The 25,633-nt window shown below is 71.9% G+C and carries 24 protein-coding genes; 11 read left to right on the top strand and 13 right to left on the bottom strand.

Going from position 1 to position 25,633, the window contains the following annotated elements; all coding sequences use genetic code 11:
- Positions 1–30 precede the first annotated feature (30 nt).
- A complete protein-coding gene (locus ACH34R_RS14400) occupies positions 31–1,119 on the bottom strand; it encodes a Zn-dependent alcohol dehydrogenase (RefSeq protein WP_397561897.1) in 1,089 nt (362 codons plus the stop codon).
- Positions 1,120–1,141: 22 nt separating this feature from the next.
- Entirely contained in the window at positions 1,142–1,333 is a 192-nt protein-coding gene (locus ACH34R_RS14395; protein ID WP_397561896.1) for a ferredoxin, read from the bottom strand.
- A gap of 70 nt (positions 1,334–1,403) precedes the next feature.
- Here ACH34R_RS14395 and ACH34R_RS14390 point away from each other — a divergent pair, with 70 nt between their 5' ends.
- On the top strand, positions 1,404–2,048 hold the full coding sequence (locus tag ACH34R_RS14390) for a class I SAM-dependent methyltransferase (protein WP_397561895.1): 645 nt from the start codon (positions 1,404–1,406) through the stop codon (positions 2,046–2,048).
- Here the strand turns inward: ACH34R_RS14390 and ACH34R_RS14385 are convergent.
- The 4 genes from ACH34R_RS14385 to ACH34R_RS14370 form a co-directional block, all read right to left on the bottom strand.
- Positions 2,045–4,414: an acyltransferase domain-containing protein gene (locus tag ACH34R_RS14385; RefSeq protein ID WP_397561894.1), complete on the bottom strand. Its 2,370-nt coding sequence runs from the start codon at positions 4,412–4,414 to the stop codon at positions 2,045–2,047. The two genes, ACH34R_RS14390 and ACH34R_RS14385, sit on opposite strands and share 4 nt — an antisense overlap.
- Before the next feature lie 118 nt (positions 4,415–4,532).
- Positions 4,533–5,603 carry a prenyltransferase gene (locus ACH34R_RS14380; protein WP_397561893.1) on the bottom strand — a complete coding sequence of 357 codons (1,071 nt, stop codon included), beginning with the start codon at positions 5,601–5,603 and terminating at the stop codon, positions 4,533–4,535.
- The gene (locus ACH34R_RS14375; protein WP_397561892.1) at positions 5,600–6,313 is read right to left on the bottom strand and encodes a class I SAM-dependent methyltransferase; all 714 of its coding nucleotides are present in this window, start codon (positions 6,311–6,313) and stop codon (positions 5,600–5,602) included. The genes ACH34R_RS14380 and ACH34R_RS14375 overlap by 4 nt, the downstream gene beginning before the upstream one ends.
- 25 nt (positions 6,314–6,338) lie before the next feature.
- Complete coding sequence (locus ACH34R_RS14370; protein WP_397561891.1) at positions 6,339–7,604, bottom strand: glycosyltransferase family 4 protein; 1,266 nt, start codon at positions 7,602–7,604, stop codon at positions 6,339–6,341.
- Positions 7,605–7,882: 278 nt separating this feature from the next.
- Here ACH34R_RS14370 and ACH34R_RS14365 point away from each other — a divergent pair, with 278 nt between their 5' ends.
- Together ACH34R_RS14365 and ACH34R_RS14360 are read left to right on the top strand one after the other, a co-directional pair.
- A complete protein-coding gene (locus ACH34R_RS14365; protein WP_397561993.1) occupies positions 7,883–8,911 on the top strand; it encodes a GDP-mannose 4,6-dehydratase in 1,029 nt (342 codons plus the stop codon).
- 113 nt (positions 8,912–9,024) lie between these two features.
- Positions 9,025–9,762, top strand: a complete 738-nt coding sequence (locus ACH34R_RS14360; RefSeq protein ID WP_397561890.1) for a DUF1707 domain-containing protein — start codon at positions 9,025–9,027, stop codon at positions 9,760–9,762.
- On the opposite strand, the gene ACH34R_RS14355 is transcribed toward ACH34R_RS14360, so the two are convergent.
- Together ACH34R_RS14355 and ACH34R_RS14350 are read right to left on the bottom strand one after the other, a co-directional pair.
- Positions 9,741–10,967 carry a cytochrome P450 gene (locus tag ACH34R_RS14355; protein WP_397561889.1) on the bottom strand — a complete coding sequence of 409 codons (1,227 nt, stop codon included), beginning with the start codon at positions 10,965–10,967 and terminating at the stop codon, positions 9,741–9,743. The genes ACH34R_RS14360 and ACH34R_RS14355 overlap by 22 nt on opposite strands.
- Positions 10,968–11,044: 77 nt before the next feature.
- A complete protein-coding gene (locus ACH34R_RS14350; protein WP_397561992.1) occupies positions 11,045–11,509 on the bottom strand; it encodes a nuclear transport factor 2 family protein in 465 nt (154 codons plus the stop codon).
- Between the two features lie 142 nt (positions 11,510–11,651).
- On the opposite strand from ACH34R_RS14350, the gene ACH34R_RS14345 reads away from it, so the two are divergent.
- Complete coding sequence (locus tag ACH34R_RS14345) at positions 11,652–12,758, top strand: hypothetical protein (RefSeq protein ID WP_397561888.1); 1,107 nt, start codon at positions 11,652–11,654, stop codon at positions 12,756–12,758.
- On the opposite strand, the gene ACH34R_RS14340 is transcribed toward ACH34R_RS14345, so the two are convergent.
- The 3 genes from ACH34R_RS14340 to ACH34R_RS14330 are packed head-to-tail and all read right to left on the bottom strand — an operon-like array spanning position 12,734 to position 15,819.
- Positions 12,734–13,360 carry a response regulator gene (locus ACH34R_RS14340; protein ID WP_397561887.1) on the bottom strand — a complete coding sequence of 209 codons (627 nt, stop codon included), beginning with the start codon at positions 13,358–13,360 and terminating at the stop codon, positions 12,734–12,736. The genes ACH34R_RS14345 and ACH34R_RS14340 overlap by 25 nt on opposite strands.
- On the bottom strand, positions 13,357–14,628 hold the full coding sequence (locus tag ACH34R_RS14335; RefSeq protein WP_397561886.1) for a sensor histidine kinase: 1,272 nt from the start codon (positions 14,626–14,628) through the stop codon (positions 13,357–13,359). Before ACH34R_RS14335 ends, ACH34R_RS14340 begins: the two co-directional genes overlap by 4 nt.
- Before the next feature lie 12 nt (positions 14,629–14,640).
- A complete protein-coding gene (locus tag ACH34R_RS14330) occupies positions 14,641–15,819 on the bottom strand; it encodes a DUF418 domain-containing protein (RefSeq protein WP_397561885.1) in 1,179 nt (392 codons plus the stop codon).
- 298 nt (positions 15,820–16,117) lie between these two features.
- On the opposite strand from ACH34R_RS14330, the gene ACH34R_RS14325 reads away from it, so the two are divergent.
- Entirely contained in the window at positions 16,118–16,948 is an 831-nt protein-coding gene (locus tag ACH34R_RS14325; protein ID WP_397561884.1) for a hypothetical protein, read from the top strand.
- A 9-nt stretch (positions 16,949–16,957) separates the two neighbouring features.
- Here the strand turns inward: ACH34R_RS14325 and ACH34R_RS14320 are convergent, their stop codons facing one another.
- Positions 16,958–18,175, bottom strand: coding sequence for an esterase-like activity of phytase family protein (locus tag ACH34R_RS14320; RefSeq protein WP_397561883.1), 1,218 nt, complete (start codon positions 18,173–18,175; stop codon positions 16,958–16,960).
- A gap of 541 nt (positions 18,176–18,716) precedes the next feature.
- On the opposite strand from ACH34R_RS14320, the gene ACH34R_RS14315 reads away from it, so the two are divergent.
- From ACH34R_RS14315 to ACH34R_RS14295, 5 genes are all read left to right on the top strand, one after another.
- Complete coding sequence (locus tag ACH34R_RS14315; RefSeq protein ID WP_397561882.1) at positions 18,717–19,328, top strand: (2Fe-2S)-binding protein; 612 nt, start codon at positions 18,717–18,719, stop codon at positions 19,326–19,328.
- A complete protein-coding gene (locus ACH34R_RS14310) occupies positions 19,328–20,308 on the top strand; it encodes an FAD binding domain-containing protein (RefSeq protein ID WP_397561880.1) in 981 nt (326 codons plus the stop codon). Before ACH34R_RS14315 ends, ACH34R_RS14310 begins: the two co-directional genes overlap by 1 nt.
- Positions 20,305–22,503: a xanthine dehydrogenase family protein molybdopterin-binding subunit gene (locus tag ACH34R_RS14305; protein WP_397561879.1), complete on the top strand. Its 2,199-nt coding sequence runs from the start codon at positions 20,305–20,307 to the stop codon at positions 22,501–22,503. The genes ACH34R_RS14310 and ACH34R_RS14305 overlap by 4 nt, the downstream gene beginning before the upstream one ends.
- A gap of 22 nt (positions 22,504–22,525) precedes the next feature.
- Positions 22,526–22,927, top strand: coding sequence for a zinc-binding dehydrogenase (locus tag ACH34R_RS14300; protein WP_397561878.1), 402 nt, complete (start codon positions 22,526–22,528; stop codon positions 22,925–22,927).
- Between the two features lie 76 nt (positions 22,928–23,003).
- Positions 23,004–24,119, top strand: coding sequence for a sensor histidine kinase (locus ACH34R_RS14295; RefSeq protein ID WP_397561876.1), 1,116 nt, complete (start codon positions 23,004–23,006; stop codon positions 24,117–24,119).
- Between the two features lie 17 nt (positions 24,120–24,136).
- Here ACH34R_RS14295 and ACH34R_RS14290 read toward each other — a convergent pair whose 3' ends face one another.
- On the bottom strand, positions 24,137–24,853 hold the full coding sequence (locus ACH34R_RS14290; RefSeq protein WP_397561875.1) for a polyprenol monophosphomannose synthase: 717 nt from the start codon (positions 24,851–24,853) through the stop codon (positions 24,137–24,139).
- Positions 24,854–24,966: 113 nt separating this feature from the next.
- On the opposite strand from ACH34R_RS14290, the gene ACH34R_RS14285 reads away from it, so the two are divergent.
- Positions 24,967–25,539, top strand: a complete 573-nt coding sequence (locus ACH34R_RS14285) for a TetR/AcrR family transcriptional regulator (protein ID WP_397561874.1) — start codon at positions 24,967–24,969, stop codon at positions 25,537–25,539.
- Positions 25,540–25,633 lie beyond the last annotated feature (94 nt).

Genomic DNA, 25,633 nt, shown 5'->3' with positions numbered 1-25,633 from the left:
CTAGCTACCTAGATGGCATCTACATAACTCTCAGTCCAGCAGGACCATCTGGCGCAGGACCTCGCCGTCCGTGAGGGCGGTGACGGCCTCGTTCAGGTCGGAGAGCTTGATCCGGGCGCTGATCAGGCTCTCCAGGTCCAGCCGGCCGGCCTTCCACAGGCGGGTGAGGTAGGGGAAGTCGCGGCGGACGTCCGCGCCGCCGTAGACCGAGCTGAGCAGGTTCTTGCCCTCGAACAGCAGGTTGAACGCCGACACGGAGAACATGTCGTCGGACGCGCCCGCGCCCACCACGATCACGTCGCCGCCGCGGCGGGCGGCCTTCCAGGCGGAGCGGATCGCGGTGGACGTGCCGACGACCTCGAAGGCGTGGTCGACGCCGGTGCCGCCGGTGACGTTGGCGAGGGTCTCCTCAAGGTCGCCGGGGGCGCAGGCGTCGGTGGCGCCGAGCCGCCTGGCGAGGTCGCGCTTGGCGGGCAGCGGATCGACGGCCAGGATCGTCGTCGCCCCGGACAGCCGCGCGCCCTGTACGACCGACAGCCCCACGCCGCCGCAGCCGATCACCGCGACCGTCGCCCCCGGGCGGACCTCGGCGGTGTTCAGCACCGCGCCCACGCCCGTGGTGACGGCGCACCCGATCAGTGCCGCCACCTCGTACGGCACGTCCGGATCGACCTTGATCGCGCCCTGCCAGGGCACGACGATCTCCTCCGCCCAGGTGCCGCACCCGGCCATGCCGTACGCCGGGGCGGCCTCGCCGCCGAACCGGAACCGCGGCGTGGAGAAGACCTTGCCCATGAAGGTCGCGCAGAGGTACGGCTGGCCGCGCAGGCACATGGCGCACCCGCCGCACGGCGGGGTCCAACTGATGATCACCCGGTCGCCCGGCCGCAGGCCGGTGACGTGCTCGCCGGCCTCCACCACCTCGCCCGAGCCCTCGTGCCCCGGGATGATCGGCAACGGCTGCGGCAGCACCCCGGAAAGCACCGAAAGGTCGGAGTGGCACACACCGGTCGCCCGCATCCGCACCCGGACGTCGCCCGGGCCGATCGGCGCGAGTGTGACGTCGTCGCGGATGTCGAGCACACCGCCGCCGACGGCATGCACCAACGCGGCTCGCATCAGAAATCCTCCTGTAGGGGGGTCACTCGCTCAGGGTGAGGGCGGCCTTGGGGCAGGACCGCACCGCGTGCCGTATCCGGTCGGCCAGCGCCAGGGGCGGCTCGGGCAGCAGGACGCGCAGCTCATCGTCGTCGTCCAACTCGAAGACCTCGGGAGCCAGACCCGTACAGACCCCGTTGGCCTCGCAGATCATCGGATCGACCTCGACCTTCACCTGTTCACCTCCGTGAAAGCGCGTTGTGCGCACTTTCGATGATGTCACCGGCGCCGGGTACTCTGCTCTGATGATCCATCCCACGCAGGTGCCCGCGATGCCCGCCGAGCTGCGTTCGGCCGCCGGGCGCGCCAAGGGCTTCATGCCCGCGGACGAGGGGATGGCGCTGTACGAGACCGGCTGCGCGTACGGCGTCCGCGGCCCGATCTGCGAGATCGGCAGCTACTGCGGCAAGTCGGCCATCTACCTCGGGGCCGCCGCCCGGCAGACCGGCTCGGTCGTGGTGACCGTGGACCACCACCGCGGCTCGGAGGAGATCCAGCCCGGCTGGGAGCACCACGACCCCGCGCTGGTCGACCCGGCCACCGGCCGGATGGACTCGCTGCCGTGCTTCCGCGCGGCCATCGCCGCCGCCGGGCTGGAGGACGAGGTGATCGCCGTCGTCGGGGCCTCCGAGCGGGTGGCCGCGCTGTGGAGCACCCCGCTGGCCATGCTGTTCATCGACGGCGGCCACGCCGAGGCCCTGGCCGCCGCCGACTACGAGGGCTGGTCGCCGCACGTCATGCCGGGCGGCGCGCTGGCGATCCACGACGTGTTCGAGCGCCCGGAGGACGGCGGCCAGGGCCCCTACCGGATCTTCCGCAGGGCGGTCGAGTCGGGCGCGTTCAAGCAGGTACGCCGGACCGGCTCGCTGCGCGTCCTGGAGAGAACCTAAAGAAAGACGCGGTCGCGCCAGATGTCCATCGGGCGGCGCGGCCGGTCGCCGTACAGCGCGGCCAGGTCGGGCAGCCCGCCGCAGGCCCACAGCGCGGCGGCGGTCTCCGCGGCGGCCACGCCGTCCGGGCCGTAGGTGTCGGTGCCGACCGCGGGCACGCCGGTCGGGGCCACCAGCGAGGCCAGCCCGTGCCCCGGACCGGCCTCACAGAACAGATCCGTGACCGCCGCGACCCGCCCGACGGCGTCCCAGAACCGCACCGGGGCGAGCAACTGCGCGCGCAGCAGCATGGCCAGGTCGTCGTGGCGGCCGACCGGATGCCCGGTGACCGTCGAGATCAGCGTGCGCTCCGGAGCCGCGAACGACACGTCCCGCAGGCACTCGTCGAACGGTTCGACGCAGGCCGCCACGTGCGGCGAGTGGAACGCCCGGGACACCGGCAGCACGATCGCCTCGATGCCCTCGTCGGCGGCCCGTTTGGCGACGGCCGCCACCTCGGGGTCGCGCCCGGACAGCACGTGGACGTTCGGGCCGTTCTGCGCGGCGATCACCACGCCGGTCCCGGCGACCAGGAGTTCGGCCTGCTCCCTGGAGGCGGCCACGCTGACCATGCCGGTGCCGGGCGCGCCGAGGTCGCTCATGATCTGGCCGCGCCGCCGTACCAGCCTGCGGGCCTGGCGGACCGACATGCAGCCCGCCCACACCAGGCCGGTGATCTCGCCGATGCTGTGCCCGATGGCCGCGCCCGCGTTGAGCCCGAGCCGGTCCAGCTCGCCCAGCGCGACCAGGGACGCGTCCATGATCGCGGGTTGCGCGACGGCGGTGTCGGCCACCCGCGCGCCGCACAGGGCCGCCGCCGGGCCGCGTCCGGCGTCCTCGGGGCGGCGTACCGGCGCGCCCTGGCCGGGGAACAGCAGCGTGACCCGCCCCCGCACGGCCAGGCCCACGAACAGCCCCGGCTGGGCGAGCAGCCGGCCCACGGCCAGGTCGGTGCGTTCGGCGGCGCGTCCGGCGCGCTCGGCGAGCTGTTCGGCGGTGCCCGCGACGATCGCCACCCGCAGCGGCCCCTGCGGCGGCTGCGCGGCCAGGCCGCAGGCCAGGTCGTGTAGTTCGCCCTCCGTCCAGCGGTGGGCCTGGGCGGCGACGCGTTCCAGCACCGGGCGCACGGCCCGCATGTCGGACCCGGACACCGCGAAGACGAGCGGTTCGGCGGCAGAGGGCGGCGGCCATGTCCTGGCCCTCGGCTGGGACGTCCGGCGCGGGGCCTGGCCGTTCAGCGGGGCGCTCGGCGCGGTCCGGTCCCTGATGACCAGGTGGGCGTGGACCCCGGTGGGACCCATCGCGCTCACCCCCGCGTAGCGGGGGCCCTCCGGCCACGGTTCGCGCCCGGCGAGCAGCCGTACCGGGGCTCCGTGCCCGGCCAGCAGCTCGTGCCTGCGCCCGGCGGCGGTGGACGGCGGCAGCACGCCGCGCGCCACGCCCAGGGTCGCCTTGATCAGCCCGGCCACGCCGGACGCGGCCCCGGTGTGGCCGATGTTGGCCTTCACCGAGCCCACCGCCGGACGTCCCCGGCTGCGCCCGTACGGCTTGCCGCCGGTCAGCAATTCGATCAGCGGGGCGAGGTCGGCCGCGTCGCCCGCCGTACCGCTGTGGCCCTCGAACAGCGCGACCTCTCCGGGAAGCGCGTCCGCGTGGACATAGGCCCGGCGCAGGGCCAGCAGTTGCGCCTCGGCGGCGGTACGCGCGATCGGGCCCTCGCCGCCCGAGGACGCCACGCCCCACCCCGCGATCTCGGCATGGACGCGGATGCCCCGCTCGGCGGCGTCGCCGGCGCGCATCAGCGCGACGATCCCGCAGCCCTGGCCCGGCCAGTGGTGGTCGGGCCGGGTGAGTTCGAGATCGACGCCCCCGGCCAGTACCAGGTCTGCCCCCTCGTCGCGGAGCGAACGGCATGCGGTGATCACCGCCAGCAGCGATCCCGCGCAGCCCGCCTCAAGATCGTGGCCGCCGCCCAGGAACCCGAACTTCTCGCACACCGCCCCGGACACCGGGTCGCCGGGCCCGCCGAGCAGCGCGCCGATCGGATCGCCCGGCACGCCCATCACGACCTTCACCCGCCGCCGGTCGATGCGCCCGGTGGAAAGGCCGCTCGCGTCCGCGATGGCCTGCGTGGCGGCCCGCACCGCCAGGTACGGCGCCGGGTCCGCGTCCTGCGGCGGGGCGAGGCCCTCGACCCGGGCCTCCCGGTCGGCGCCGCTCCGGGCGGGCAGGAACGCCCGCCGCCGCCACAACACGTTCTCCCACAGCGCTTCGGCGTCGGGCGCGTCGGGAAAGATCCCGGCCATACCGATGATCGCGACGTTCATGGCGGCCCCCGTTCGTTGCCAGACGTCCCCGGGCGGCCCTCGCCCCTCCCCGCCCACCGCCGCCTATCGCCCGAAAGTAACGATCCCCCAGGATGCGCCTCAAGCACGGCACTCCCCGTCAGGGCAAAGAAACGTCCCCGAATCTGTGGCAGGCGGGGGTCACGCAGGGGGTCGCGGGGACCGGGCCGGGCGCGGCGGCCTCCCGGAAGATCGCGCCGGCCGGGGAGTCGCCGGCCAGCGCCTCGGCGGCCAGAACGACGGCCGCCGCCGTGTAGGCGGAGCGTTCGTGCGGAAACCACGCCTCGTTGGCGTACTGCCAGCCGGTCCAGTAGGAGCCGTCGTCGTGGCGCAGCCGCTGCATGTCGGCGAACACGGTGATGGCCCGGTCGCGGTCTCCGATCGCGTCCAGGGCGAGCACCAGCTCACAGGACTCCGCGCCGGTCACCCACGGCTGGTCGGAGACGCACCGCACGCCGAGGCCGGGCACCACGAAGGTGTCCCAGCCGGCGGCCAGGCGCTCGGTGGCGGCGGTGCCGCGCACCGCGCCGCCGAGCACGGGGTAGTACCAGTCCATCGAGAAGCGGCTCTTGTCGGCGAACGCCTCCGGGTGGGCGGCGATCACATGGGCCAGCCCGTCGGCGGCGAGCTCCCATTCGGGCTGCGGGTCGCCCATCCGCTCGGCCAGCCGTACGGCGTGGCGCAGGCTCTGGTGGATCGAGGAGCAGCCGGTGAGCAGCGCGTGCGAGCCGGGTGCGCCGTCGTGGGTCCGCTCCCAGAGGATCTCGCCGCGTGCGGTCTGCAGGTCCACCGTGAAGTCGAGCGCCCGGCGTACGACGGGCCACAGCCCCCGGGCGAACTCCTCGTCGCCGGTCACCAGCAGGTCATGCCACACGCCCACGGCGATGTAGGCCGCGTGGTTGGACTCGCCGCCGTGCTCGGCCGCCACGCCGCCGCAGACCTTCATCGGCCACGAGCCGTCGGCCCGCTGGTGGCGGACCAGCCAGGCGTAGCCCGCCCGGGCCTCCGCGATGAGCCCGGCCGAGGTCAGGGCCATCAGGCACTCGACGTGGTTCCAGGCGTCGACGTGGCCGTCCGGCCAGGGCACGCCGCCGTCGTCGTCCTGGGCGGCGGCGATGCTGCGCGCGGTCCGCACGACCTGCTCGCGGGTCAGCACTCCCGGGACGTTCATGCCGGCTTTCGCGCGTAGAGGACCACGCTCTTGCCGATCACCGGGTTGAGCACGGCCTCGGCCAGGCGGGTCACCAGCGGGCGCTCCATGATGTCCCAGACCAGCAGGTCGTGGTACGCCTTGGCCAGGGGGTGGTCGTCGTTGTTCACCCCCACGGCGCACTTGAGCCACCAGTACGGCGTGTGCAGCCCGTGGGCGTAGTGGTGGCCGCCGACCTCAAGTCCGGCGGACTTCAGCTTGGCCGCCAGCTCCGCCAACGTATATATCCGGACATGTCCGCCGGGTGCGGTGTGGTAGTCCTCATCCAGCGCCCAGCACACCCGCTCCGGCAGGAAGCTCGGCACCGTGACCGCGGCCCGCCCGCCCGGCTTGAGCACCCGCACGATCTCGGCGATCGCCGTCACGTCGTCCGGGATGTGTTCGAGCACTTCGGCGGCGATCACCCGGTCGAAGCGGCCGTCCTCGAACGGCATGGCCAGCGCGTCGCCCACCAGCGTCTCGCCGGTGGCCCCCACCGGGATCTCGCCGGCCTTGTCCATCGCCGCGAACATCCCGGCGACCTTCTCCAGCTCCGCGGCGTCCTGGTCGAAGGCGACCACGTCGGCGCCCCGGCGCAGCACCTCGAAGGAGTGCCGCCCGCCGCCGCAGCCGAGGTCGAGCACCCGGTCGCCGGGGCCGACCGGCAGCCGCCCGAAGTCGACCGTCAGCACGGCGGCCTCCCTTCGGGGCGTGCGGTCACCACGACCTCCTCTTGCGAAGGCGCCGGCCCTGGACCGCGATGGCCTCGCGGTACGCCTCCGCCGTGCGCATCGCGACCACCCGCCAGGTGTACCGCTCCATCGCCCGGTCATAGCCCGCCCGGCCGATCCGCTTGCGTTCGGCCGGCGAGTCGTGCAGCCTGCGCAGCGCCGCGGCCAGTTCGTCCGGCTCGCCCGGCGTGACCATCACCGCCGCGTCGCCGACCACCTCGGGCAGCGCGCCGGTACGGCTGGCCACCAGCGGTGTCCCGGACGCCATGTGCTCCACCGCGGGCAAGGAGAAGCCCTCGTACAGCGAGGGCACCACGGAGATCTCCGAGGTCGCGATCAGCTCGCCCAGCTCCTCGTCGGAGATGCCGTGCACGAACCGCACCCGGTCGGCCAGGCTCAGCTCGGCCACCAGCTTCTCGGTGGGGCCGCCCGGGGTGGGCCGGCTCACCACCGTCAGCTGCACATCGCGCTCGGTGGCCAGCTTGGCGACCGCGCGCAGCAGCGTCGCCACGCCCTTCATCGGGGAGTCGGCGCTGGCCACGGCGACGATCGACCCCGGCCGCTTGGGCAGGTGCGGGCGCGGGTGGAAGACGCGGGTGTCCACGCCGAGCGGGATCAGCCGCATGTTGGCCTGCGGCACGTTGAAGTCGCGGTGGATGTCGGCCAGCGAGGACTCGCTGACCGTCAGGATCGGGTTCAGCCGCGGCGCGACGTGGCTCTGCATCCGCACGAACCCGTACCAGCGGCGCAGCGACACCTTGCGCTGCCCCTCCGCCTCGGCCAGCTCGATCCGCCGGTCCACGCTGATCGGGTGGTGGATGGTGCCGACGAGCGGGAACAGCCGCTGGATGCCGAGCAGGCCGTACCCGAGGATCTGGTTGTCCTGGACCACGTCGAAGTCGCCCACCCGGGCGCGCAGCTCCCGCAGCACGCGCAGGCTGAACGTCAGTGGCTCGGGGAAGCCGCCCGACCACATCGTGCCGACTTCCAGGACGTCGATCCAGTCGCGGTACTCGTGCAACTTCGGCGTGCGGAACGGGTCTTCGTCGCGGTAAAGGTCCAGGCTGGGGACCTTGGTCAGGACGACGCCCTCGTCCAGCTCCGGGTACGGCTGGCCGGAGAAGACCTCGACCCGGTGTCCGAGCCCGACCAGCTCGCGGCTGAGGTGGCGGAGATACACCCCCTGGCCACCACAGGTCGGCTTGCTGCGATAGGAGAGCAATGCCACCCGCAGCGCCTCCGCACCTGCCACAGGACCTCCTTCCACGCCCGTCAGCGGCCCCTGGCAGGGGCGGGGTACACATGTACCTTGAAGATGACCTTAGTCGCGAACCTTACCATCCGGTATTTCGGGTGACGCGGAGGTGGAATTGTGCCTCACCTCACTACACGCCGCGGCTGAGCTGCGACGTTGGGTCTACCGAACATAGCTCGGTGTAACACGTTCTAGCACGGGCGGCCGGGAGCCCCCGGTCACCGGCATGGGGGTACATTCGCGTCACGACACGACGTGTAGCGATGGAGGACCCGTTGGCCAGGCGCGCGCTCATCACCGGCATCACCGGGCAGGACGGTTCCTATCTCGCCGAGCACCTGCTCGCGGCGGGATACGAGGTCTGGGGGCTGGTACGCGGCCAGGCCAACCCGCGCGTGTCGCGGCTGCGCCGGCTGCTCGGTGACGTACGGCTGGTCCGGGGCGACCTGCTGGACCAGGGCTCGCTCATCTCGGCGGTGGAGCGGGTACGGCCGGACGAGGTCTACAACCTGGGCGCGATCTCGTTCGTGCCGATGTCGTGGGAACAGGCCGAGCTGACCGCGGAGGTCACCGGCATGGGCGTGCTGCGGATGCTGGAGGCGATCCGGGTGTGCTCGGGGGTTTCGTCGTCGCGTACGGCCGACCCGTCCGGGCAGATCCGCTTTTATCAGGCTTCGTCATCAGAGATGTTCGGGCAGGTGCGGGAGACGCCCCAGAACGAGCGCACGCCGTTCCACCCGCGCTCGCCGTACGGCGTGGCCAAGACCTACGGCCACTTCCTCACCCAGAACTACCGCGAGTCCTACGGCATGTTCGCCGTCTCCGGCATCCTGTTCAACCACGAGTCGCCGCGCCGCGGCGCGGAGTTCGTCACCCGCAAGGTGTCGCTGGGCGTCGCGCGGATCAAGCTCGGCCTGGCCGGCGAGCTGCGGCTGGGCAATCTGGAGGCGCGCCGCGACTGGGGTTACGCGGGCGACTACGTGCGCGCGATGCGCCTGATGCTCGCCGCCGGCACCCCCGAGGACTACGTGATCGGCACCGGCCGCACCCACACCGTGCGCGAACTCGTCGAGGCCGCCTTCTCCGCCGCCGGGCTCGACTGGGAACGCCATGTGGTGCGCGATCCGAGCCTGCACCGCCCGGCCGAGGTCGATCTGCTGTGCGCCGACCCCAAGAAGGCCAGGAGCCACCTGGGGTGGGAGCCGTCGGTCTCGTTCGAGGAGCTGGTCGCGCAGATGGTCGAATCGGATATCCGACTTCTTTCGGATGGCGGCGACCCTGACCAGGAATCCTCCTGGCCGTGACCTGGTGGCGATGTGGAATATGAGCGGTATCGCCCACGACAGCGGTACCTCAGGTAGCTTTGCAGCACGGGGATTCGCGTGCGTGGAGGGTGGTCGTGCTACCTCATATCCGGGTGTCTGACGTCGAACGGGACCGTGCCAGCGAAATCCTTCGTGAGCATTTCGCGGTGGGCAGGCTGCGCGACGATGAGCTGATGGCCCGCCTGGACGCGGCGCAGACCGCCCGAAACTGGGGCGACCTGCAACGCATCCTCGCCGACCTGCCGCCCATCCCCGGCATGGCCCTCCAGCCGGTGCCCCCGCCACACCAGGTGCCCCCGAGACCCCCGCGCAAGCCCGGCGCCCCGTACAGCACGGCGGCCTGGGTGTGCTTCGGTCTCGGGTTCGTGACCTGCGGTGTGGCGTGGATCCCGGCCATCGTGTTCGCCCTGATGGCGACCTCGGCCAACAAGGTGACCGACCCCGAAGGGTCCCGGCTGACCCGTAACCCGGGGGCGCACATCGGCGGGGTGATCGCGGGCGTGCTGGCGGCGGTGGTCGGCATCGGCGTGGTGGCCGACTCCTCCCAGCCGGTCCACGAGATCACCATGGAGGTCACCGGCAAGGGCAGCGCCGAGGTGGAGACCATCATCGACGGCGACGACGACTCCTCGTCCGAGGATCTCCCCTACTCCGAGACCCAGTCTGTCAAAGGCTCCTTCGGCGGCCTGAGCCTCGAAGCCCGGGTGCCCAACGATGCCAAGAACCCCAACCAGCGCCTGACCTGTGTGATCAAGGTGGACGGGGTTCCCAGGGACACGACGTCGGGCGAGGGCGGCTGCTCGGCCGACTACGAGGGAGACGACGACTGACGCAGGTCCACCGGCAGGCTCTTGATGCCGTTGATGAAGTTGGAGCGCAGCCTGCGGGCCTCGCCGGTCTGCCTGATCCGCGGGAAGCGCCTGGCCAGCGTCTCGAACAGCACCCGCAGCTCCAGCTTGGCCAGGTGGTTGCCCAGGCAGAAGTGCGCGCCCCCGCCGCCGAAGCCGATGTGCGGGTTGGGGTCGCGGGTGATGTCGAAGACCTCGGGTGAGTCGAACACCGACTCGTCGCGATTGGCCGAGGGGTAGAAGACCACCACCTTGTCGCCCTCGCTGATCTGCCGGTCACCGAGGACGGTGTCGGCCGTCGCCGTACGGCGGAACATGTTCACCGGCGACACCCAGCGCACGATCTCGTCGGCGGCCGTGGCCGCGAGCCCGGCCGGATCGGCCACCAGACGGTCCCACTGGGCGGGGTTGTCGAAGAAGGCGAGCATCCCGCCGGAGGCCGCGTTGCGGGTGGTCTCGTTGCCGGCCACCACGAGCAGCATCACGAACAGGTTGAACTCCTCGTCCGACAGCGTCTCGCCGTTCTCGTCGGGGCGGAGCAGGCGGCCGGCGATGTCGTCCCGGGGGTTCTCCCGGCGCTCGGCGGCCAGGCGGGCGGCGTAGGAGTAGATCTCGGTCGCGGCGGCCATGCCGTCCTCGGGGGCGGCCGAGTAGTCCGGGTCCTCGCTGCCGATCATGCGGTTGGACCAGTTGAACAGCTTGTCGCGGTCCTCCACGGGAGCGCCGAGCAGCTCGCAGATCACGTAGAGGGGGAGCGGCGCGGCGACGTCCCGGACGAAGTCGACCTCGGGGCGGCGGTCGACGTCGTCCAGGAGCATCTCGCAGATCTCCTGGATGTGCTTCTCCAGCTTGGCGATCATGCGGGGGGTGAAGCCCCGGTTGACGAGGGAGCGGCGGCGGGTGTGGTCGGGAGGGTCCTGGTTGATCATCATCATCCGCTGTACTTCGCGCTCGGCCTCGGGCAGCTCGTCGAAGAGCGCGAGCTTGCGGTGGGAGGAGAAGATCGCGGGGTTGCGGGAGACCTGGACGACGTGCTCGTGCCTGGTGACGGCCCAGAAGTCGGGCCAGTCCCTGGTCAGGTCGCCATGGTGCCGGAAGACGGGCTCATTGGCGCGCAGCCAGCGAAACTGGCCGTGGGGGGCGCCGTTCTTGGCGTAGCCGTCCGGGTCCACCAGGTTAATGATCATTAAATCCCCTCGCCAGGCGCTCGTCTGGGCAGATGTGCCCTCAATCTAACTCGATCACCTGGTTCGTGGCCGTACTGTCACTTCTGCGGCAGATAGTGGTTCCTGATCGCGTCCAGTACCCCGCCGAGTTGGCCACGGGCCCGCGCCGAACTCAGGTGGTCCAGATAGTCCCGGGACTCGATGATCTTCCCGCCGCGGACGCGCATCACGAAGACGCCGGGGATGGCGAACGGCTCGCCGGTCTCCACCACCGTCCCCTCGTACCGGAACTCGCCCACGATGACCTCGGGATCGGCGGTCTCGTGCACGGTGACCCCGGCCGGCCGCCTGCGCAGGGTGTGCCGCGGCTCGAATTCCGCGGTGCTCCCGATTCCGAAATGTGCCCGCAGTTCTTCCAGGGAGGTCATCGGCGGCGGCGTGAACGGATGAAACGGGTGCGTGACGTGGGTGGATTCGGCGTACAGGTCCAGCGCGTCCGCCCAGCGCTCGTCACAGACGGCCTGGACGAGCTTCAGGAAGACCTCGCGCGGAGTGGGGGGCACGGTCAAGGGAAATCCCTCCCGGTCAATAACGCCGATGACGACCGCCGCATCGGGATCTCGCACTATAGGCGATCACGCGGGCGGCCCCCGGCCGCTGGAAATCCGGATGCCGGGGCCCGGCTCCCGCTGGCACGATGTCCTGATGGAGTCGATCTTGCGTACCGCCGCCGGGCTGTTGGACACCGAGTTGTCCGACCCGACCGACCTGGGCGGCAGCGGGCGCAGCACCGTACTGCGCTGCCGGTCCGCCGACGGCCGCAGCGTGATCGTCAAGGCGTACGTCAACGAGCCGGACGGCCTGCGCTCCTTCGCCTCCGAGGCGGCGGGGCTCTCGCTGCGCCTGGCCGGCCCCGAGCTGCTGGCCGTGGATCTCGCGGTACCGCTGCTCGTCATGGAAGACCTCGGGAAGGCCCCCACGTTGGCGGACGTGCTACTCGCCGACGATCCCGACGCCGCCACCGAGGGCCTGCTGACCTGGGCCCGTAGCCTGGGCCGGCTGGCCGCCGGATCGGCGGGCAGGCATGCCGACCTCATGCGCCTGCGGTCCCGTTACGACAAAGGCGTGCCGTCCCGGGAAGGCGAGGCCTGGATCGGAAAGGGCGCCACGGGCCTGCTCGCCCTGCTCGACGCGGCCGAACTGCCGGTGCCGGCCGGCCTGGCCGGCGAACTGGAGGACATCGGATCGGCGGTCGGCAGCGATCCCGTGGGCTTCACCCCCGGCGACACCTGCCCGGACAACAACCTGCTGACCCCGGACGGCCTGCGGCTGATCGACTTCGAGAGCGCCTGTTTCCAGTCGGTGTTCCTGACGGCCGCGTACTGCCGGATGCCGTTCTCCACCTGCTGGTGCGTCTTCCGGCTCCCGCCCGGAATGGCCGAGCGGATCGAACACGCCTTTCGCGCCGAGGTCGTGACCGCCTATCCGGAGCTGGCCGACGACGCGATCTGGCAGGCGGGTGTTCACCGGGCGATCGCGGCGTGGACCATGGACATCACGGTGCTGCTGCTGCCGCGCTGCCTGCCCGCGGACATGCCGATGCACCGGACCCGCCGGCCGGCCCCGACGATGCGGCAACTCCTGGCATACCGCTGGGAGACCGCCCGAACGCTTGCGGAGCTTCCCGCGTTCGCGGCGACGATGGACCTGCTGCTGCGGGAGGTCGCTGAAACGTGGGACCTCCCGCCGCTGCCGGGCTATCCGGCCTTCACCGAGGCCGGAGAGGGTCAGGGGAGCAGGCCGCGGTCGTAGGCGGTGGCGACGGCGGCGGCGCGGTCGGAGACGCCGAGTTTGGTGTAGATGTGCGCCAGGTGGGTCTTGACCGTCGTCTCGCTGATGAACAGCGACGCCGCCGCCTCCTTGTTGGTCGCGCCGCGCGCGACCAGGGCCAGTACCGTGCGTTCGCGTTCGCTCAGCTCGGCCTGCGCCGGGGCGGGGGAGTGGACCCGGCCGAGGAGCTTGGCCGCCACCGCCGGGGACAGTACCGAACCACCCGTGGCCGCCGCCCGGACCGCGCGGAACAGCTCCTCGCGCGGTGAGTCCTTCAGCAGGTAGCCGATCGCCCCCGCCTCGACGGCGGGCAGCACGTCGTCGTCGCCGTCGTAGGTGGTGAGCACCAGCACCCGGGCCGCCGGGACCTGTACGGCCAGCCGCCGGATCAGCTCCGCGCCCGCCATGCCCGGCATGCGCAGGTCGGTGAGCACGACGTCGGGCCGTTCGCGCGCGGCGAGCGCGAGCGCCGCGTCCCCGCCCGCCGCCTCCCCGACGACCTCCATGTCCGGCTGCGCGGCGAACATGCCGCGCAGGCCGTCCCGGACCACCGGGTGGTCGTCCACGATCAGCAGGCGGATCACCGCGCCTGCGCCCCTGCCGCGGCGGGCGACGGGATCGCCGGGACGGTCACGCTCACCGCCGTGCCCTGGCCGGGCGCGGACTCGACCTGGACGCCGCCCGCCAACCGCCGGGCCCGCTGCCGCATCGCGGTCAGCCCGAACCCGTCGCCGTCCCGGCCGGAGAACCCCGCCCCGTCGTCTCGAATGTCGGCCACGATCACATCCTCCATGTACGACAGGGTGACCCCCGCCCGGCGGGCCCCGGCGTGCCTGGCCACGTTCGCCAGCGCCTCCTGGACCGACCGGAGCACCGTGATCTCCACCTCCGGGTGCAGCAGGCGGGGCGTGCCGGTGATGGTCATGGTGGCCGGCACCTCGTTCACCGCGCTCCAGCGTTCGACCAGGCCGGTCAGCGCGTCCGGCAGCCGGGTCGAGGCCAGCGGCCCGGGCCGCAGGTCGCGTACCGAACGGCGGGCCTCGGTCAGGCTCTCCCTGGCCAGCTCGCGGGCGACGGCCAGGCGCCGCCGCACCTCGGACTCCTGCCCGGCGGCCTCCGCCGCCGCCTCAAGCTGGGTGACGATCCCGGTGAGCCCCTGGGCGACGGTGTCGTGGATCTCCCGCGCCATTCTGGCCCGCTCCCCGGCCACGCCGGTCTCCCTGGCCCCGGCCAGCAGCCGCGCGGAAAGCTCGGCGTTCTCCTCGCCGAGCCGGGTCAGCCGGGCGTTGGCCTCGGCCAGTTCGGTGTTGACCCGGGCCAGTTCGCGGTTGGCCTCGCCCAGCCCCCGGTGCGCCGACTCCATGGACCGGATCAGCCACCCCAGGAACCCGCAGGCGACCATGCTCCCGGCGGCCGGCAGCAGCCAGGCCGGCGACCCGCCCTGGGCCAGCCGCTCCAGCGGGTCGAAGACCACCAGGATCGCGCAGGCCACTCCCGCGTAAGCGGACCGGCCGGGCAGCGCCACGAACGCCATCGGCAGGCACGCCGTCATCACCAGCCCGTACGCCGGATCGCGGGCGGTCAGCAGCCAGGCGAAGCCGAGCAGCCCGGCGAAGTAGACGGTCATCGGCCACAGGCTGCGCTCGGGCCACTGCGGATGGGCCATGATCATCCACCAGTGCCAGGCCCCGAGCGCGGCGGCCAGCCCCAAGGTGACCAGGCGGGACGGCACCGGCGCGGACGCGTCGGCCAGCGCGGCGGCCGTGGCCACCGCCAGCAGGGGCAGCAGGAGCATCCGCCACATGCGGTCCCACCTGCCCTGTTGCGCCAGCGCGCGGTCCCTGGCCGTCATCGCCCCATGCTCTCATCCGCGTGCCCGATAGGTCAGCTTGCGCAGCAGCGCCTCGGCGGGCCCGCGCACGCCCGCACGCTCCATGCCGTACGCGAGCACGACCGTGACCGCCCACGTCGCCAGGGCGAGGCCCGCCGTGGCCGCCGAGCCGAGCCGTCCGCCCAGCCCCAGCGTGTACGGCGCGAGCAGCGCCACGAACACCACCGACTGTGCCAGGTAGCACGTCAGCGAGCGCTCCCCGCAGGCCGAGAGCGCGCGGACCGGCAGGCCCCGCCGTTCGCCGATCCGGAGCGCGACCAGGCCGATCAGCGCGGCGTAGCCGAGGCCCCCGGCGATCCCGGTGACGACGTGCAGGCCGTTGATCGCCATGGCGGCCAGGGGCGCGCCGACCGTGGCGAACCCGCCGCCGACCAGCCCGACCGGCAGGCCGCCCGCGATGCTCAGCGGAATCCCGATCGCCGCCGCCGGGCGGAGCACCCGCCGCGCGTCCGGCCGGGTGAACAGGTCGCGCCTGCCCGCCCACATGCCGACCAGCACGGCGCTGAGCACGCCGAACATCCCGAACGGGAGCATCAGCCATTCGAGCGGTCGCAGCAGCAGCGCGTCCACCGGGTCGGGGAGCGCGAAGGACCAGAAGTACACCCGCTCGGACGAGTGGCCGGTCGAACCGTAGAGCAGGCCGCCGGTCACGGCCACCAGGGGCAGCCAGGCGGCGGCCAGGACGAGCAGCGTCCGGTCACGTCTCTGTAGCAACCGGTACGCCACCAGCCCGATCAGGCCGTACAGGCCGAGGATGTCGGCGGGGAACAGCAGGGTCGCGTGTACCGCCCCGAACGCGATCAGCCAGGCCGACCGGCGGCGCAGCAACCGGCGTCCGGCCTCCTCGCCCGCCGCCCCGCCCAGCGCGCGCCGCCTGGCCAGCATCCGGGCCATGCCGTAGCCGAACAGCGCGGCGAACATGGGATAGGCCCGGAAGTCGACGAGGGTGAGCACCAGCGTCCCGGTCACCCGGTCCACCAGGTCGTGTTCCACGATGTGCTGGCGGACGCCGTAGTCGCGGCCGTAGAGATAGATCGCGGAGTTCGCGAGCGCGATCAGCGCCAGCATCAGGCCGCGCGCCAGGTCGGGCGCGAGCATCCGCTCCCGGGGTGCGGTCGGGCCTGGCAGGGGCGGGCTCGCCGAGTGAGCCATGCGTCATCACCTTCGGTCGGCTCGGATGGGGTCGCATCGAGTCTGCGCCCGCCCCCGGTCCGCCCGAATCGGCGAACCGGCCACGCTCGGCGACCGGACGGACGACCCCGCCCATCCTCCATTCGGAGGATGGGCGGGCGTCGGCCCGAATCGGCCGGCCGAATATCCGATTGAGGGCGCAAGGTGCCCCCATTTCCTTGCGAGGGGCCGGGAGCAGCCCGGAAGATGTGCTCAAACTCCCTGAAGAGGGGAAGCCGTCGGTGTGATGTACGATCTTAAGGCGGGGTCCTTAACCGCAATGCAGCCGAATCGTTGGGCCGGCCGCCTGGTACAGCGCGGGCTCGTCTCCGCGGGGATTCTGCTCGCCCTGCTGGCCCTGTCCCCCCAGGAATGGACGAAAAAGCTCGGCGAGTGGACCGCCTTCATCTTCCAGTGGCAGACCCTGATATTGGGGGCCGCCATCGTGGTGCTGGCCACTCAGTTGATCATCGCCAAGCAGCCGTTCCTGGCCAGGCTTGAATACATCATGCCCTCCGAGTACCACGGCATCCCCGACATGGCTCCCAAGGGCATCCAGGCCAAGATCACCGGCATCCTCGAACTGCTGGGCAACTCGGGCGACCAGGCCGAGCACGTCGTCCGGATCGTGGTGCTGACCGGCCGGTCCACCCTGCACTACCTGGACCAGGTGATCGACAAGTACACCACCAGGTCGGCCTGGGAGGTGCGCGTGCTGCTGGTCGATCCCGAATCACCAGAAATCGATAATCTGCAGGAGGGGGCGACCGAGCAGATAATCGCGAGCTGCGCCATGCTCGAATCGATGCGGCGAAGGATCGCGGCCAAGGCCCGCCCGGTGCGGATCGAGTGGCGCGGATATCGGCACCTGCCGTCCATCCGCGCCTTTCTCATCGACAATGACCACATGTTCTTCGGCTACTTCGAGTGGCGTAAGGTCGGAGACTCCTGGAAGCTCCACGAGCAGAACAAAAGGTTCATTTACGCCAAACAGGGAGACGAGCTGTCCAAGGACAGCATCGACTTCTTCCGCAACTGGTTCGATCACGAATGGGAGATCGGCCGGGTGCTCGCGTCCCCCGGTGGCCGTGAGGTCGAGAACACCGGATGATCGGCCCCGCTACCGATACGCGCGGCGGTCGGCGTGCAGCGGCTTGGCCAGCCGGATGGTGATGAACTCGTTGTTGTCCGGCACCCCCGGCGTGCGCCCGTTGGAGCCAGGGAAGTTGTTGTCGTCGAGCACGCCGAGTGTGCGGTCGTCCAGGATGACCACGTCCTCGATGGTCTGGAACGGGAAGCGGAAGGTCTCCCCGAAGCCGCCCAGCCGCCGTGGGTTCGCCACGTCCAGCAGGTCGGCGACGAGCGTCTTGTCCAGGGCGCCGTCCCGGTCGCGGTCGCGGGTGTCGGCCAGGTAGATCCGCTTGAACTTCGCGGCGTCGCCCTGAAGCCCGTCCCGTTCGATGATCAGGAACCGGTGGTCGTCCACCGAGATGGCGTCGCCGATGGCGTTGGCCGGGTCCTCCAGCCGGTAGGACAGCCTGCGCGGGGTGTACCGGCCCCGGCGCAGATCGAACTCGTACATGCGCAGCGTGCCCGCCGGGTCACCGCTCACCGTGCCCTCCAGCAGCGGGTAGAGCCTGCGGCCGTCCACCGACCTGGCCATGCCCTCGAAGCCCTTGCTGCCGCCCAGGTTCGGCTGCTCGCCGTTCAGGTCGGGGTTCTCCGGGGCCTTGACGCCGGGCAGCGGGACCGGCGGCCCCAGGAGCCGGCCGTGCCGGGACACGTGCAGCAGGAACGGGCCGAACTCGTCCCCGATCCAGTAGCTGCCGTCCCGCAGCCGCACGATCGACTCGATGTCGAAGTCCGCGCCGGTGAGGACGCGGTCGGGGCGGGTCAGCGCCCACGGGACGTGCCGGTGCGGGTCGGACAGGTAGAAACCGCCCAGCACCTTGATGGTGTTCGCCCGGAAGTCGGGCCTGATCCGGTGTATCCGCAGCAGGAAATCGGCGCTGTTGGCCTTCGCGCCGAACCCGTTGTCCGACAGCGCCTCGAAGGTGCCGTCGTGCCGGTCGACGATGCCGCTGAAGCCCTGCACGGGCTGGCCGGGGAAGGGCGCGGTCACGCCGTTCACCGGCGCGGTGCCGAGCTGGGTGCCCGAGATCGGGCTGCCCGGCACGTACGTCACCGCCGGAAGCGATGCGAAGCCGGTCAGCGTCGCCCGGCCCCAGTCCCGTTCCTCGGCTGCCTGTCCGTTGCCCGGGACCGGTTCGGCCTGCGCGGGAGCCGCGAGGGCCAGGGCGAGTGCGGCGGAGCCGACCGCCATCGTGATGCGTCTCATGTGCGGCACGGTAAAGGTGGCAGATGACGTGCGGCCCAACAGAACACGACATGAGTGTCACTCGACGTCTTGCCCGCCCCTCCGGTCACGCCGAAAATGAGCAAGGAATGGCCTGGCAGGTGGTCAGTCTCGGAGTAAAGATTGTTTCCGAAGAGAGCCCAGCGATTCGAGAGGCTATGAAAGTCACTCCCCTCGGTTGGTGTGTCGTCCGTGCAGGCCATGCTGAGCTGGAGTGATGCCCGGATCGCGGGGCCGCGAGGACCAGCGGCCGGACGTGAGCCGCCTTCCGTCCCGGCGATGGCCTCGCCGCTTCGGCGTCCGCCGAACCCCCGGTGCCGGAGTGTTTCCAGGTCGATTCACCGCGAGGAGTGCACCGTGCATGTCTTGGTCAGGTGTGGGATCGGGTTCATCGGTTCCGCCGTTGCCACCGAATTCGCAGACGCCGGGAATCACGCCGGCCGCCGGGGCACCGTCCCGGCGCGCTCGACGTCCTGGACGAGCCCCTTCTATCCCGAGACCTCCCCGAGGTGAGCTGAGCGGTATGTCCACTGACGAAATCGGCGCGGAATCGACGGCCACCAGACGTACCGTCCTTCGGGCAGGTGTCGCCGCCGCCGCGGCGGCGCCCATCGCGGCCGGCCAGGGCACCGCCGCCGCGGCCACCGAACCGGCCGGTACGCAGACCGGCCCGGCGCGGGTGCGGCTGAAGGTCAACGGCAGGCTCCACGAGCCGGAACTCGAACCCCGGGTGACGCTGCTCGACGCGCTGCGCGAGCGGATCGGGCTGACCGGCACCAAGAAGGGCTGCGACCGCGGGGAGTGCGGGGCCTGCACGGTGCTGGTGGACGGACGGCGGATCAAATCCTGCCTGACCCTGGCGGTGATGCAGCAGGGCCGGGAGATCACCACCGTGGAGGGCCTGGCCCACGGGGAGCGGCTGCATCCGGTGCAGGCGGCGTTCATCGGCAACGACGCCCTCCAGTGCGGGTTCTGCACGCCGGGCCAGGTGATGTCCGCGATCGGCTGCATCGAAGAGGGGCACGCCGGCTCGGACGCGGAGATCCGGGAGTGGATGAGCGGGAACCTGTGCCGCTGTAGCTGTTATCCGAACATCGTGGCCGCCGTCCGGCAGGCCGCCAGGGAGCTGCGCTGATGGACGACTTCGCCTACACCCGGCCCGATCGGCCGCAGGCCGCGGTGGCACTGGCCGCCCGGCCGGGGGCCCGGTTCATCGCCGGCGGCACCGACCTGCTCAACCTGATGAAGGACGGCGCCGAACATCATGATCACCTGATCGACATCAACGCGCTGCCACTGTCCGGCCTGCGGAAGGTGGAAGGCCGGATCGAGATCGGCGCGCTGAGCCGGATGAGCGACGTCGCGGCCCATCCGGCGGTCCGCGAAGGGCTGCCCGTGCTGTCGCAGGCGCTGCTGGCCGGGGCCTCGCCGCAGGTGCGGAACATGGCCTCGATGGGCGGCAACCTGCTCCAGCGCACCCGCTGCTGGTACTTCCGCGACGCGGCGACGCCCTGCAACAAACGGTCGCCCGGCAGCGGCTGCCCGGCGATCAAGGGCCAGAACCGCCGGCACGCGATCGTGGGCGGCAGCGAGCACTGCATCGCGGTCCACCCGTCCGACCTGGCCGTCGCGCTGACCGCGCTCGGGGCGACGGTCCACACGCTGAGCCCGCGGGGCGCGCGGTCGATCCCGATGGCCGGGTTCTACCTGTCGCCGGGGAACACCCCGCACCAGGAGACCGTGCTGGGCCAGGGGGAGCTGATCACCCGGATCGACGTGCCGGTGACCCCGCTGGCCCGCGGCTCCCGGTACCTGAAGCTGCGCGACCGGGCAACGTTCGAGTTCGCGCTGGTCTCGGTCGCGGCGCTGGTCCGGACGCAGGACGGCGTGGTGCGCGAGGCGGGCCTGGCGTTCGGCGGGATCGCGCCCCGGCCCTGGCGGCCGGCGGCCGTGGAGGAGGCGCTGGTGGGCCGCCCGCTGGACGCGGCGGCGATCAAGGCGGCGGGTGCCGCGCTGGTACGTGACGCGGTGCCACGGGAGCACAACGCCTTCAAGGTCGCGCTGGTCCAGCGGGCCCTGGCCGAGGCACTGGGCGAGTTCGGGGAGTCGCGATGAGCGCGCCCGCGGTCGGCCGGGCGGTCTCCCGGGTCGAGGGGGTGGCCAAGGTCACCGGCGCGGCCCGGTACGCGGCGGACACCGAGGTCACCGGCGTGACGCACGCCGTACTGGTGAAGAGCACGATCGCGCGCGGCCGGGTCACCGGCATCGACACCGCGAAGGCGACCGCCGCGCAGGGCGTGCTCGGCGTCTTCACCCACCAGAACATGCCGCGCCTCACCGTCCCCGGCCCGCAGACCACGTTCCTCAAGGGCTTCCTGCCCGTGCAGGACGGCGAGATCCGATACTCCGGCCAGCCCGTCGCGATCGTGGTGGCGGGCACGCTGGAGCAGGCCCGGTACGCGGCCACCCTGGTCAAGCCCGCCTACGACGCCGAGACGCCGCAGGTGTCGCTGGTCGCCAACCTGGACCTGGCCTACCTGCCCGAGCCGCATCCCATGTCCGGCCCGCCCGTCTACACGCGCGGTGACGTGGCCGCCGGGCTCGAATCCGCGGACGTCAAGGTGACGGCCGCGTACTCCACGCCGCTCCAGCACCACAACGCGATGGAGCCCACGGCCATGGTCGCGGCCTGGGACGGCGACCGGCTGACCGTGCACGTGTCCACCCAGGGCGTCGGCGACGTCCAAAGGTCGCTGATGGCGGCGTTCGGGCTGCCCGGGGAAAGCGTGCGGGTGGTCTGCCCGTACCTCGGCGGCGGATTCGGCGGCAAGGCGCTGTCATGGCCGGAGCCCATCCTGGTCGCGGCGGTCGCCCGGCAGGTCCGGCGCCCGGTCAAACTGGTCCTCACCCGGGCCGACACCTACACCGCCAGTGGGCACCGCGCCGAGACGCGGCACGGCCTCCAGGTCGGCGCGACCCGGGACGGGCGGCTCACCGCGATCGACCACACCCTCACCCAGCAGGTGTCGCGCACCGACGAGCTGATGTTCAACAACCCGGGGCAGACCAGGGTCATCTACGCCTGCCCGAACGTGCGCACCACGCAGCGGGCGGTCCGGCTGGACCTGCCGATCGCCAACTTCACCCGCTCGCCGGAGGCGTCGGGCGGGCACGCCCTGGAATCCACGCTCGACGAACTCGCCTACGCGCTCAACATGGACCCGGTCGAGCTGAGGCTGCGCAACTGGTCGGCCACCGACCAGGAGACCGGCCATCCGCACGGCAGCAACCACCTGCGCGAATGCTACCGGCGCGGGGCGCAGCGGTTCGGCTGGGCCCGGCGCGACCCCCGCCCCGGCTCGATGCGGGACCGGGAGGGGCTGATCGGCTGGGGCATGGCCACCGCCGCGCACGCCTCCGGGGGCGTCCCCGGCGCGGGCGCCGACCTGGTGATCAAGGAGGACGGCACCGCCCGCATCCGCTCGGCCACCCAGGACGTCGGCACCGGCACCTACACGGTGATGACGCAGATCGGCGCGGACGTGCTCGGCCTGCCGCTGCGCGGCGTCGAGTTCGCCCTCGGCGACTCGGCCTTCCCCCGGTCGGTGGTCGCCGCGGCCTCGACGACCGTGCCGAGCGTCGGCGAGGCCGTCGTCCGGGTGGCGACGCAGGGCCGCGACCGGCTGATCGCGCTGGCCGTGGCCGACCCGAAGAGCCCGCTGCACGGTCTGGACCCCAAGCGGGTCGCCGCCAGGGACGGGCACCTGTTCGATACCGAACGGCCCTCCCGCCGGATCGCGCACCGCGAGGTGATGCGCCGGCACGGCAAGCCGATCGAGGTCGCGGTCGCCCCGGCGGCGTTCACGCCGCGGCGGTTCTCGGTCGGCGCGTACTTCGCCGAGGTCCACGTCGATCCCGGCATAGGCCGGATCCGGCTGCGCCGGGTCGTCGGCGTCTTCGACCCCGGCCGGGTGATCAACCCGAAGACCGCCCGCAGCCAGGTCATCGGCGGGGCGATCTGGTGCATCGGCATCGCGCTCACCGAGCACACCCTGGTCGATCCGTACCTGGGCCGCGTCCTCACGCCGAACCTGTCGGGCTACCTGCTCCCCGTCAACGCCGACGTACCGGACATCGAGGTCGATTTCATCGACCGGCCCGACCCCTCCAGCCCGGCGCTGGGCGCGCGGGGGTTCGGCGAGGTGCCCTCGACCGGGCTGACCGCGGCCATCGGCAACGCGGTGTACCACGCCACGGGCGTCCGCGTCCGTGACCTGCCGATCACTCCGGAGAAGATCACCAAGTCCTGATCTCCCCGGGCGGCCCGCTCCGATGGCACCGGGGCGGGCCGCTTCCGGCGCGGCTCGCGGCCGGCTACGCCGCCGGGCCCCGCCACCTCATCGGTCCCGCGCTGTACTCCGGCTACACCTGCGCAGTCTGGCGGCCCGGCCCGACGCCGAGGCACTGACGCACCTCGCCGGGCTCGCCGCCGCCGGGGAGCTCCTCCCGGTCATCGAGGAGACGTTCGCCCTGGAGGCGGCGCCCGAGGCCATGCGCCTGCTGGAAACGCGGCACGCCCGTGGGAAGTTTCGTGCTCCTCCCCTGAGCGTCCGGCGCTCTTACGACCCGCTTACCGGCCTTCCGCAAGCATGTGACGAAGCATTGGAAAGCGCGGAAAACGACCTCGCCGGCGGAACGGGGAAATCCGGCCGGCCCTGCCGAGCGCGTCGCTGACATCGCACACCAGGGGGTAATGCGAATGCGGGAGGGCGAACCGGCGTGGCTTGACCCCGTTTCCCCGCCTCTGCCGGTGTTCGCCCGGATGAACATCCGCTGGCGGCTCACGCTCACCTACAGCGCGCTGTACTTCGCGGTGGGCGTGCTGCTGCTGATCGTCATGTATCCGGTGGTCGGCCAGACGGTCGCGCCGGTCTACCGGCCGGCGGTGCTGCTGCCCGGCGCCACGCCTGAGCAGGCGGCGGCGGTCGCGCGGGAGTACCGGCGGCAGTGGGAGGCGGCGGTGGGCGCGGGAGAGTCCACCTTCCTGACCCTGTCGCTGCCGGTACTGATCGGGGTGGGGCTGGCCGCGGTGATCGCGGGGTACCTGGTCGCGGACCGGGCGCTGCGGCCGGTGCGCAGGATGACCGAGACCGCCCGCAGGCTGTCCGAGAACACCCTGGCCCACCAGCGGATCGCGCTCGACGGGCCGAAGGACGAGCTGAAGGAGCTGGCCGACACCTTCGACGCCATGCTGGCCCGGCTCAACGACGCGTACGACGGCGGGCGCAGGTTCGTGGCCAACGCCTCCCACGAACTCCGTACGCCGGTCACTATCAACCGGACCGTGATCGAGGTGGCGTTGTCGCTGCCGGGCGGGCCCGCGGACCTGCGTACCCTCGGGCACGTCCTGCTGGAGGTCAACGCGCGCACCGAGCGGCTGATCGAAGGGCTGCTGGCGCTGGCCCGCAGCGAGCGTGAACCGGCCACCCGTGAATCGGTGGACATGCGCGAGATCCTGGAAACCGCGCTGCGGAACGCCGCCACGCCGGGCGTGGAGATCTCCGCCGATCTGCGTCCGGCGTGGACCACGGGCAACCGGGCCCTGCTCCAGCGCTGCGCCGCCGAACTCGCCGGCAACGCCGTCGGGCACAACCTTGCGGAGAACGGGCGGGTCCGGGCGCTGGTGCGGGTGCTCGGCGGGTCGGTGTCGATCGAGCTGGAGAACACGGGGCCGCACATCCCGAGGTACGCGGTGGACGGCCTGTTCGAGCCGTTCCAGCGGCTCCACCCCGACCGTCCGGGCGCGGGGCTCGGCCTGGCCATCGTGCGCGCGATCGTGCGGACGCACGGCGGCACGGTGACGGCGACCCCGCGCGACGGCGGCGGCCTGACGGTGGCCGTGCGGCTGCCCAGAGCGGTGGGATAGGGCGGCGGGAAGGGCGTTCAGCGCTTGAAACGCAGCCGCCAGGGCATCAGGGCCGACTCCAGTTGCACCCGCAGGCTCATCTTGGAGGCCCCGGCGCGGCGGTCGGAGAAGTGGATGGGGATCTCGATGATGGTCATCCCCGCCCTGGTCGCCCGGTAGTGCATCTCCACCTGGAAGCTGTAGCCGCCGGAGGCGATGCCGCCGAGGTCGAGCGCGGCCAGGCTGCCGGCCCGCCAGATCTTGAAACCGGCGGTCACGTCGCGCAGCCTGATCCGCAGGATCGTGCGGACGTAGAAGTTCGCCCACGCCGACAGGGCCCGGCGGCCTCGGCTCCACTCGGCGGCGAGGGTGCCGCCGGGTACGTACCGGCTGCCGATCACGCAGGCCGCGCCGGTCGCCTCGGCGGTGCCGAGCAGCCGCGGCACCGCGTCCACCGGATGGGAGAAGTCGGCGTCCATCTGCACGACGAAGCCGGCCCCCGCCTCCAGTGCGGCCGTGAGCCCCTGGACGTAGGCGCGGCCCAGCCCCTCCCGGCCCGGCCGGTGGATCACCGAGACCCGGCCCGGGTGCTCGGCGGCCAGCTCGTCGGCGACCTTGCCGGTGCCGTCGGGGGAGTCGTCGTCCACGACCAGCACGCGCAGGCCGTCGATCGGCAGCGCGAGCAGCGCCTGCGTGATCAGCGGCAGGTTGTCTACCTCGTTGTACGTCGGGATCACGACGGTAACGGTGGTCATGGGCGTCTCATGCTAGAGGCTCGTGCCGCCGCGTGGGGCGGCTTGGCAGGGACCGGCCACCGCCTGCCCCGTTCTGTACAGATTGGTCCATAAAGCGTGTTACGGTGGGGCGCATGGCACGACCACGGCAGTTCACGGAGGAACGGGCGATCGAGGCGGCGATGCTCGCGTTCTGGGACAGGGGTTACGAGGGCACCTCCACCCAGGACCTCTGTACGGCCACCGGCCTCGGCCGGAGCAGCATCTACAACACGTTCAAGTGCAAGCGCGACCTGTTCGAGAAGGCGCTGCGCCGCTACATGGTCGACAAGAACGGCCCGATCGTCGAACTGATGGAGGGCGGCCTGCCGGCCCGGGAGAAGATCCGGACCCTCTTCCAGTGGGCGGTGGAGGGCGAGCCCGGCCGGCCGAGCGGCTGCATGGTGGTCAACGCGATGGTCGAGCTGGCCCCGCACGACGCCGAGATGGCCGCCCTGCTCCGTGAGGACCACCGCATGCGGCTGACCGCCGTGCGCACGGCGATCGAGGAGGGGCAGCGGGCCGGGGAGATCGACCCGGCCAAGGACGCCGAGGCGCTGGCCCACTACGTCATCGCCACGGTGAGCGGGATGCGCGTCGCCGGTCGCGGCGGCGCGGACCGGTCCGCCCTCGACGCCATCGCCGCGACCGCGCTCACCGCTCTGTGAGCATGTCGGCTTTCTGACCTGTGTGTTCCTGCTGCCTTGGGCTGTCACGCGCCTGTTTTGAACTGAACGATACAAAACTAAGGAGATCCCTCCG

The sequence above is a fragment of the Spongiactinospora sp. 9N601 genome (genome assembly GCF_044326295.1).
GTDB classification, from domain to species: Bacteria; Actinomycetota; Actinomycetes; order Streptosporangiales; family Streptosporangiaceae; genus Spongiactinospora; species Spongiactinospora gelatinilytica.
The sequence above is the reverse complement of the archived record's forward strand: the minus strand, read 5'-3'. Positions and strand labels throughout refer to the sequence as shown.

Bases quoted from the DNA above. Each gene is read 5' to 3' on its own strand.
- ACH34R_RS14385 (WP_397561894.1), bottom strand. From the start codon at position 4,414: ATGAACGTCGCGATCATCGGTATGGCCGGGATCTTTCCCGACGCGCCC.
- ACH34R_RS14315 (WP_397561882.1), top strand. From the start codon at position 18,717: ATGTCCACTGACGAAATCGGCGCGGAATCGACGGCCACCAGACGTACC.
- ACH34R_RS14290 (WP_397561875.1), bottom strand. From the start codon at position 24,853: ATGACCACCGTTACCGTCGTGATCCCGACGTACAACGAGGTAGACAAC.
- ACH34R_RS14335 (WP_397561886.1), bottom strand. From the start codon at position 14,628: ATGACGGCCAGGGACCGCGCGCTGGCGCAACAGGGCAGGTGGGACCGC.
- ACH34R_RS14325 (WP_397561884.1), top strand. From the start codon at position 16,118: ATGCAGCCGAATCGTTGGGCCGGCCGCCTGGTACAGCGCGGGCTCGTC.
- ACH34R_RS14305 (WP_397561879.1), top strand. From the start codon at position 20,305: ATGAGCGCGCCCGCGGTCGGCCGGGCGGTCTCCCGGGTCGAGGGGGTG.
- ACH34R_RS14355 (WP_397561889.1), bottom strand. From the start codon at position 10,967: ATGATCATTAACCTGGTGGACCCGGACGGCTACGCCAAGAACGGCGCC.
- ACH34R_RS14345 (WP_397561888.1), top strand. From the start codon at position 11,652: ATGGAGTCGATCTTGCGTACCGCCGCCGGGCTGTTGGACACCGAGTTG.
- ACH34R_RS14390 (WP_397561895.1), top strand. From the start codon at position 1,404: ATGATCCATCCCACGCAGGTGCCCGCGATGCCCGCCGAGCTGCGTTCG.
- ACH34R_RS14285 (WP_397561874.1), top strand. From the start codon at position 24,967: ATGGCACGACCACGGCAGTTCACGGAGGAACGGGCGATCGAGGCGGCG.
- ACH34R_RS14310 (WP_397561880.1), top strand. From the start codon at position 19,328: ATGGACGACTTCGCCTACACCCGGCCCGATCGGCCGCAGGCCGCGGTG.
- ACH34R_RS14380 (WP_397561893.1), bottom strand. From the start codon at position 5,603: ATGAACGTCCCGGGAGTGCTGACCCGCGAGCAGGTCGTGCGGACCGCG.
- ACH34R_RS14320 (WP_397561883.1), bottom strand. From the start codon at position 18,175: ATGAGACGCATCACGATGGCGGTCGGCTCCGCCGCACTCGCCCTGGCC.
- ACH34R_RS14400 (WP_397561897.1), bottom strand. From the start codon at position 1,119: ATGCGAGCCGCGTTGGTGCATGCCGTCGGCGGCGGTGTGCTCGACATC.
- ACH34R_RS14330 (WP_397561885.1), bottom strand. From the start codon at position 15,819: ATGGCTCACTCGGCGAGCCCGCCCCTGCCAGGCCCGACCGCACCCCGG.
- ACH34R_RS14300 (WP_397561878.1), top strand. From the start codon at position 22,526: ATGGCACCGGGGCGGGCCGCTTCCGGCGCGGCTCGCGGCCGGCTACGC.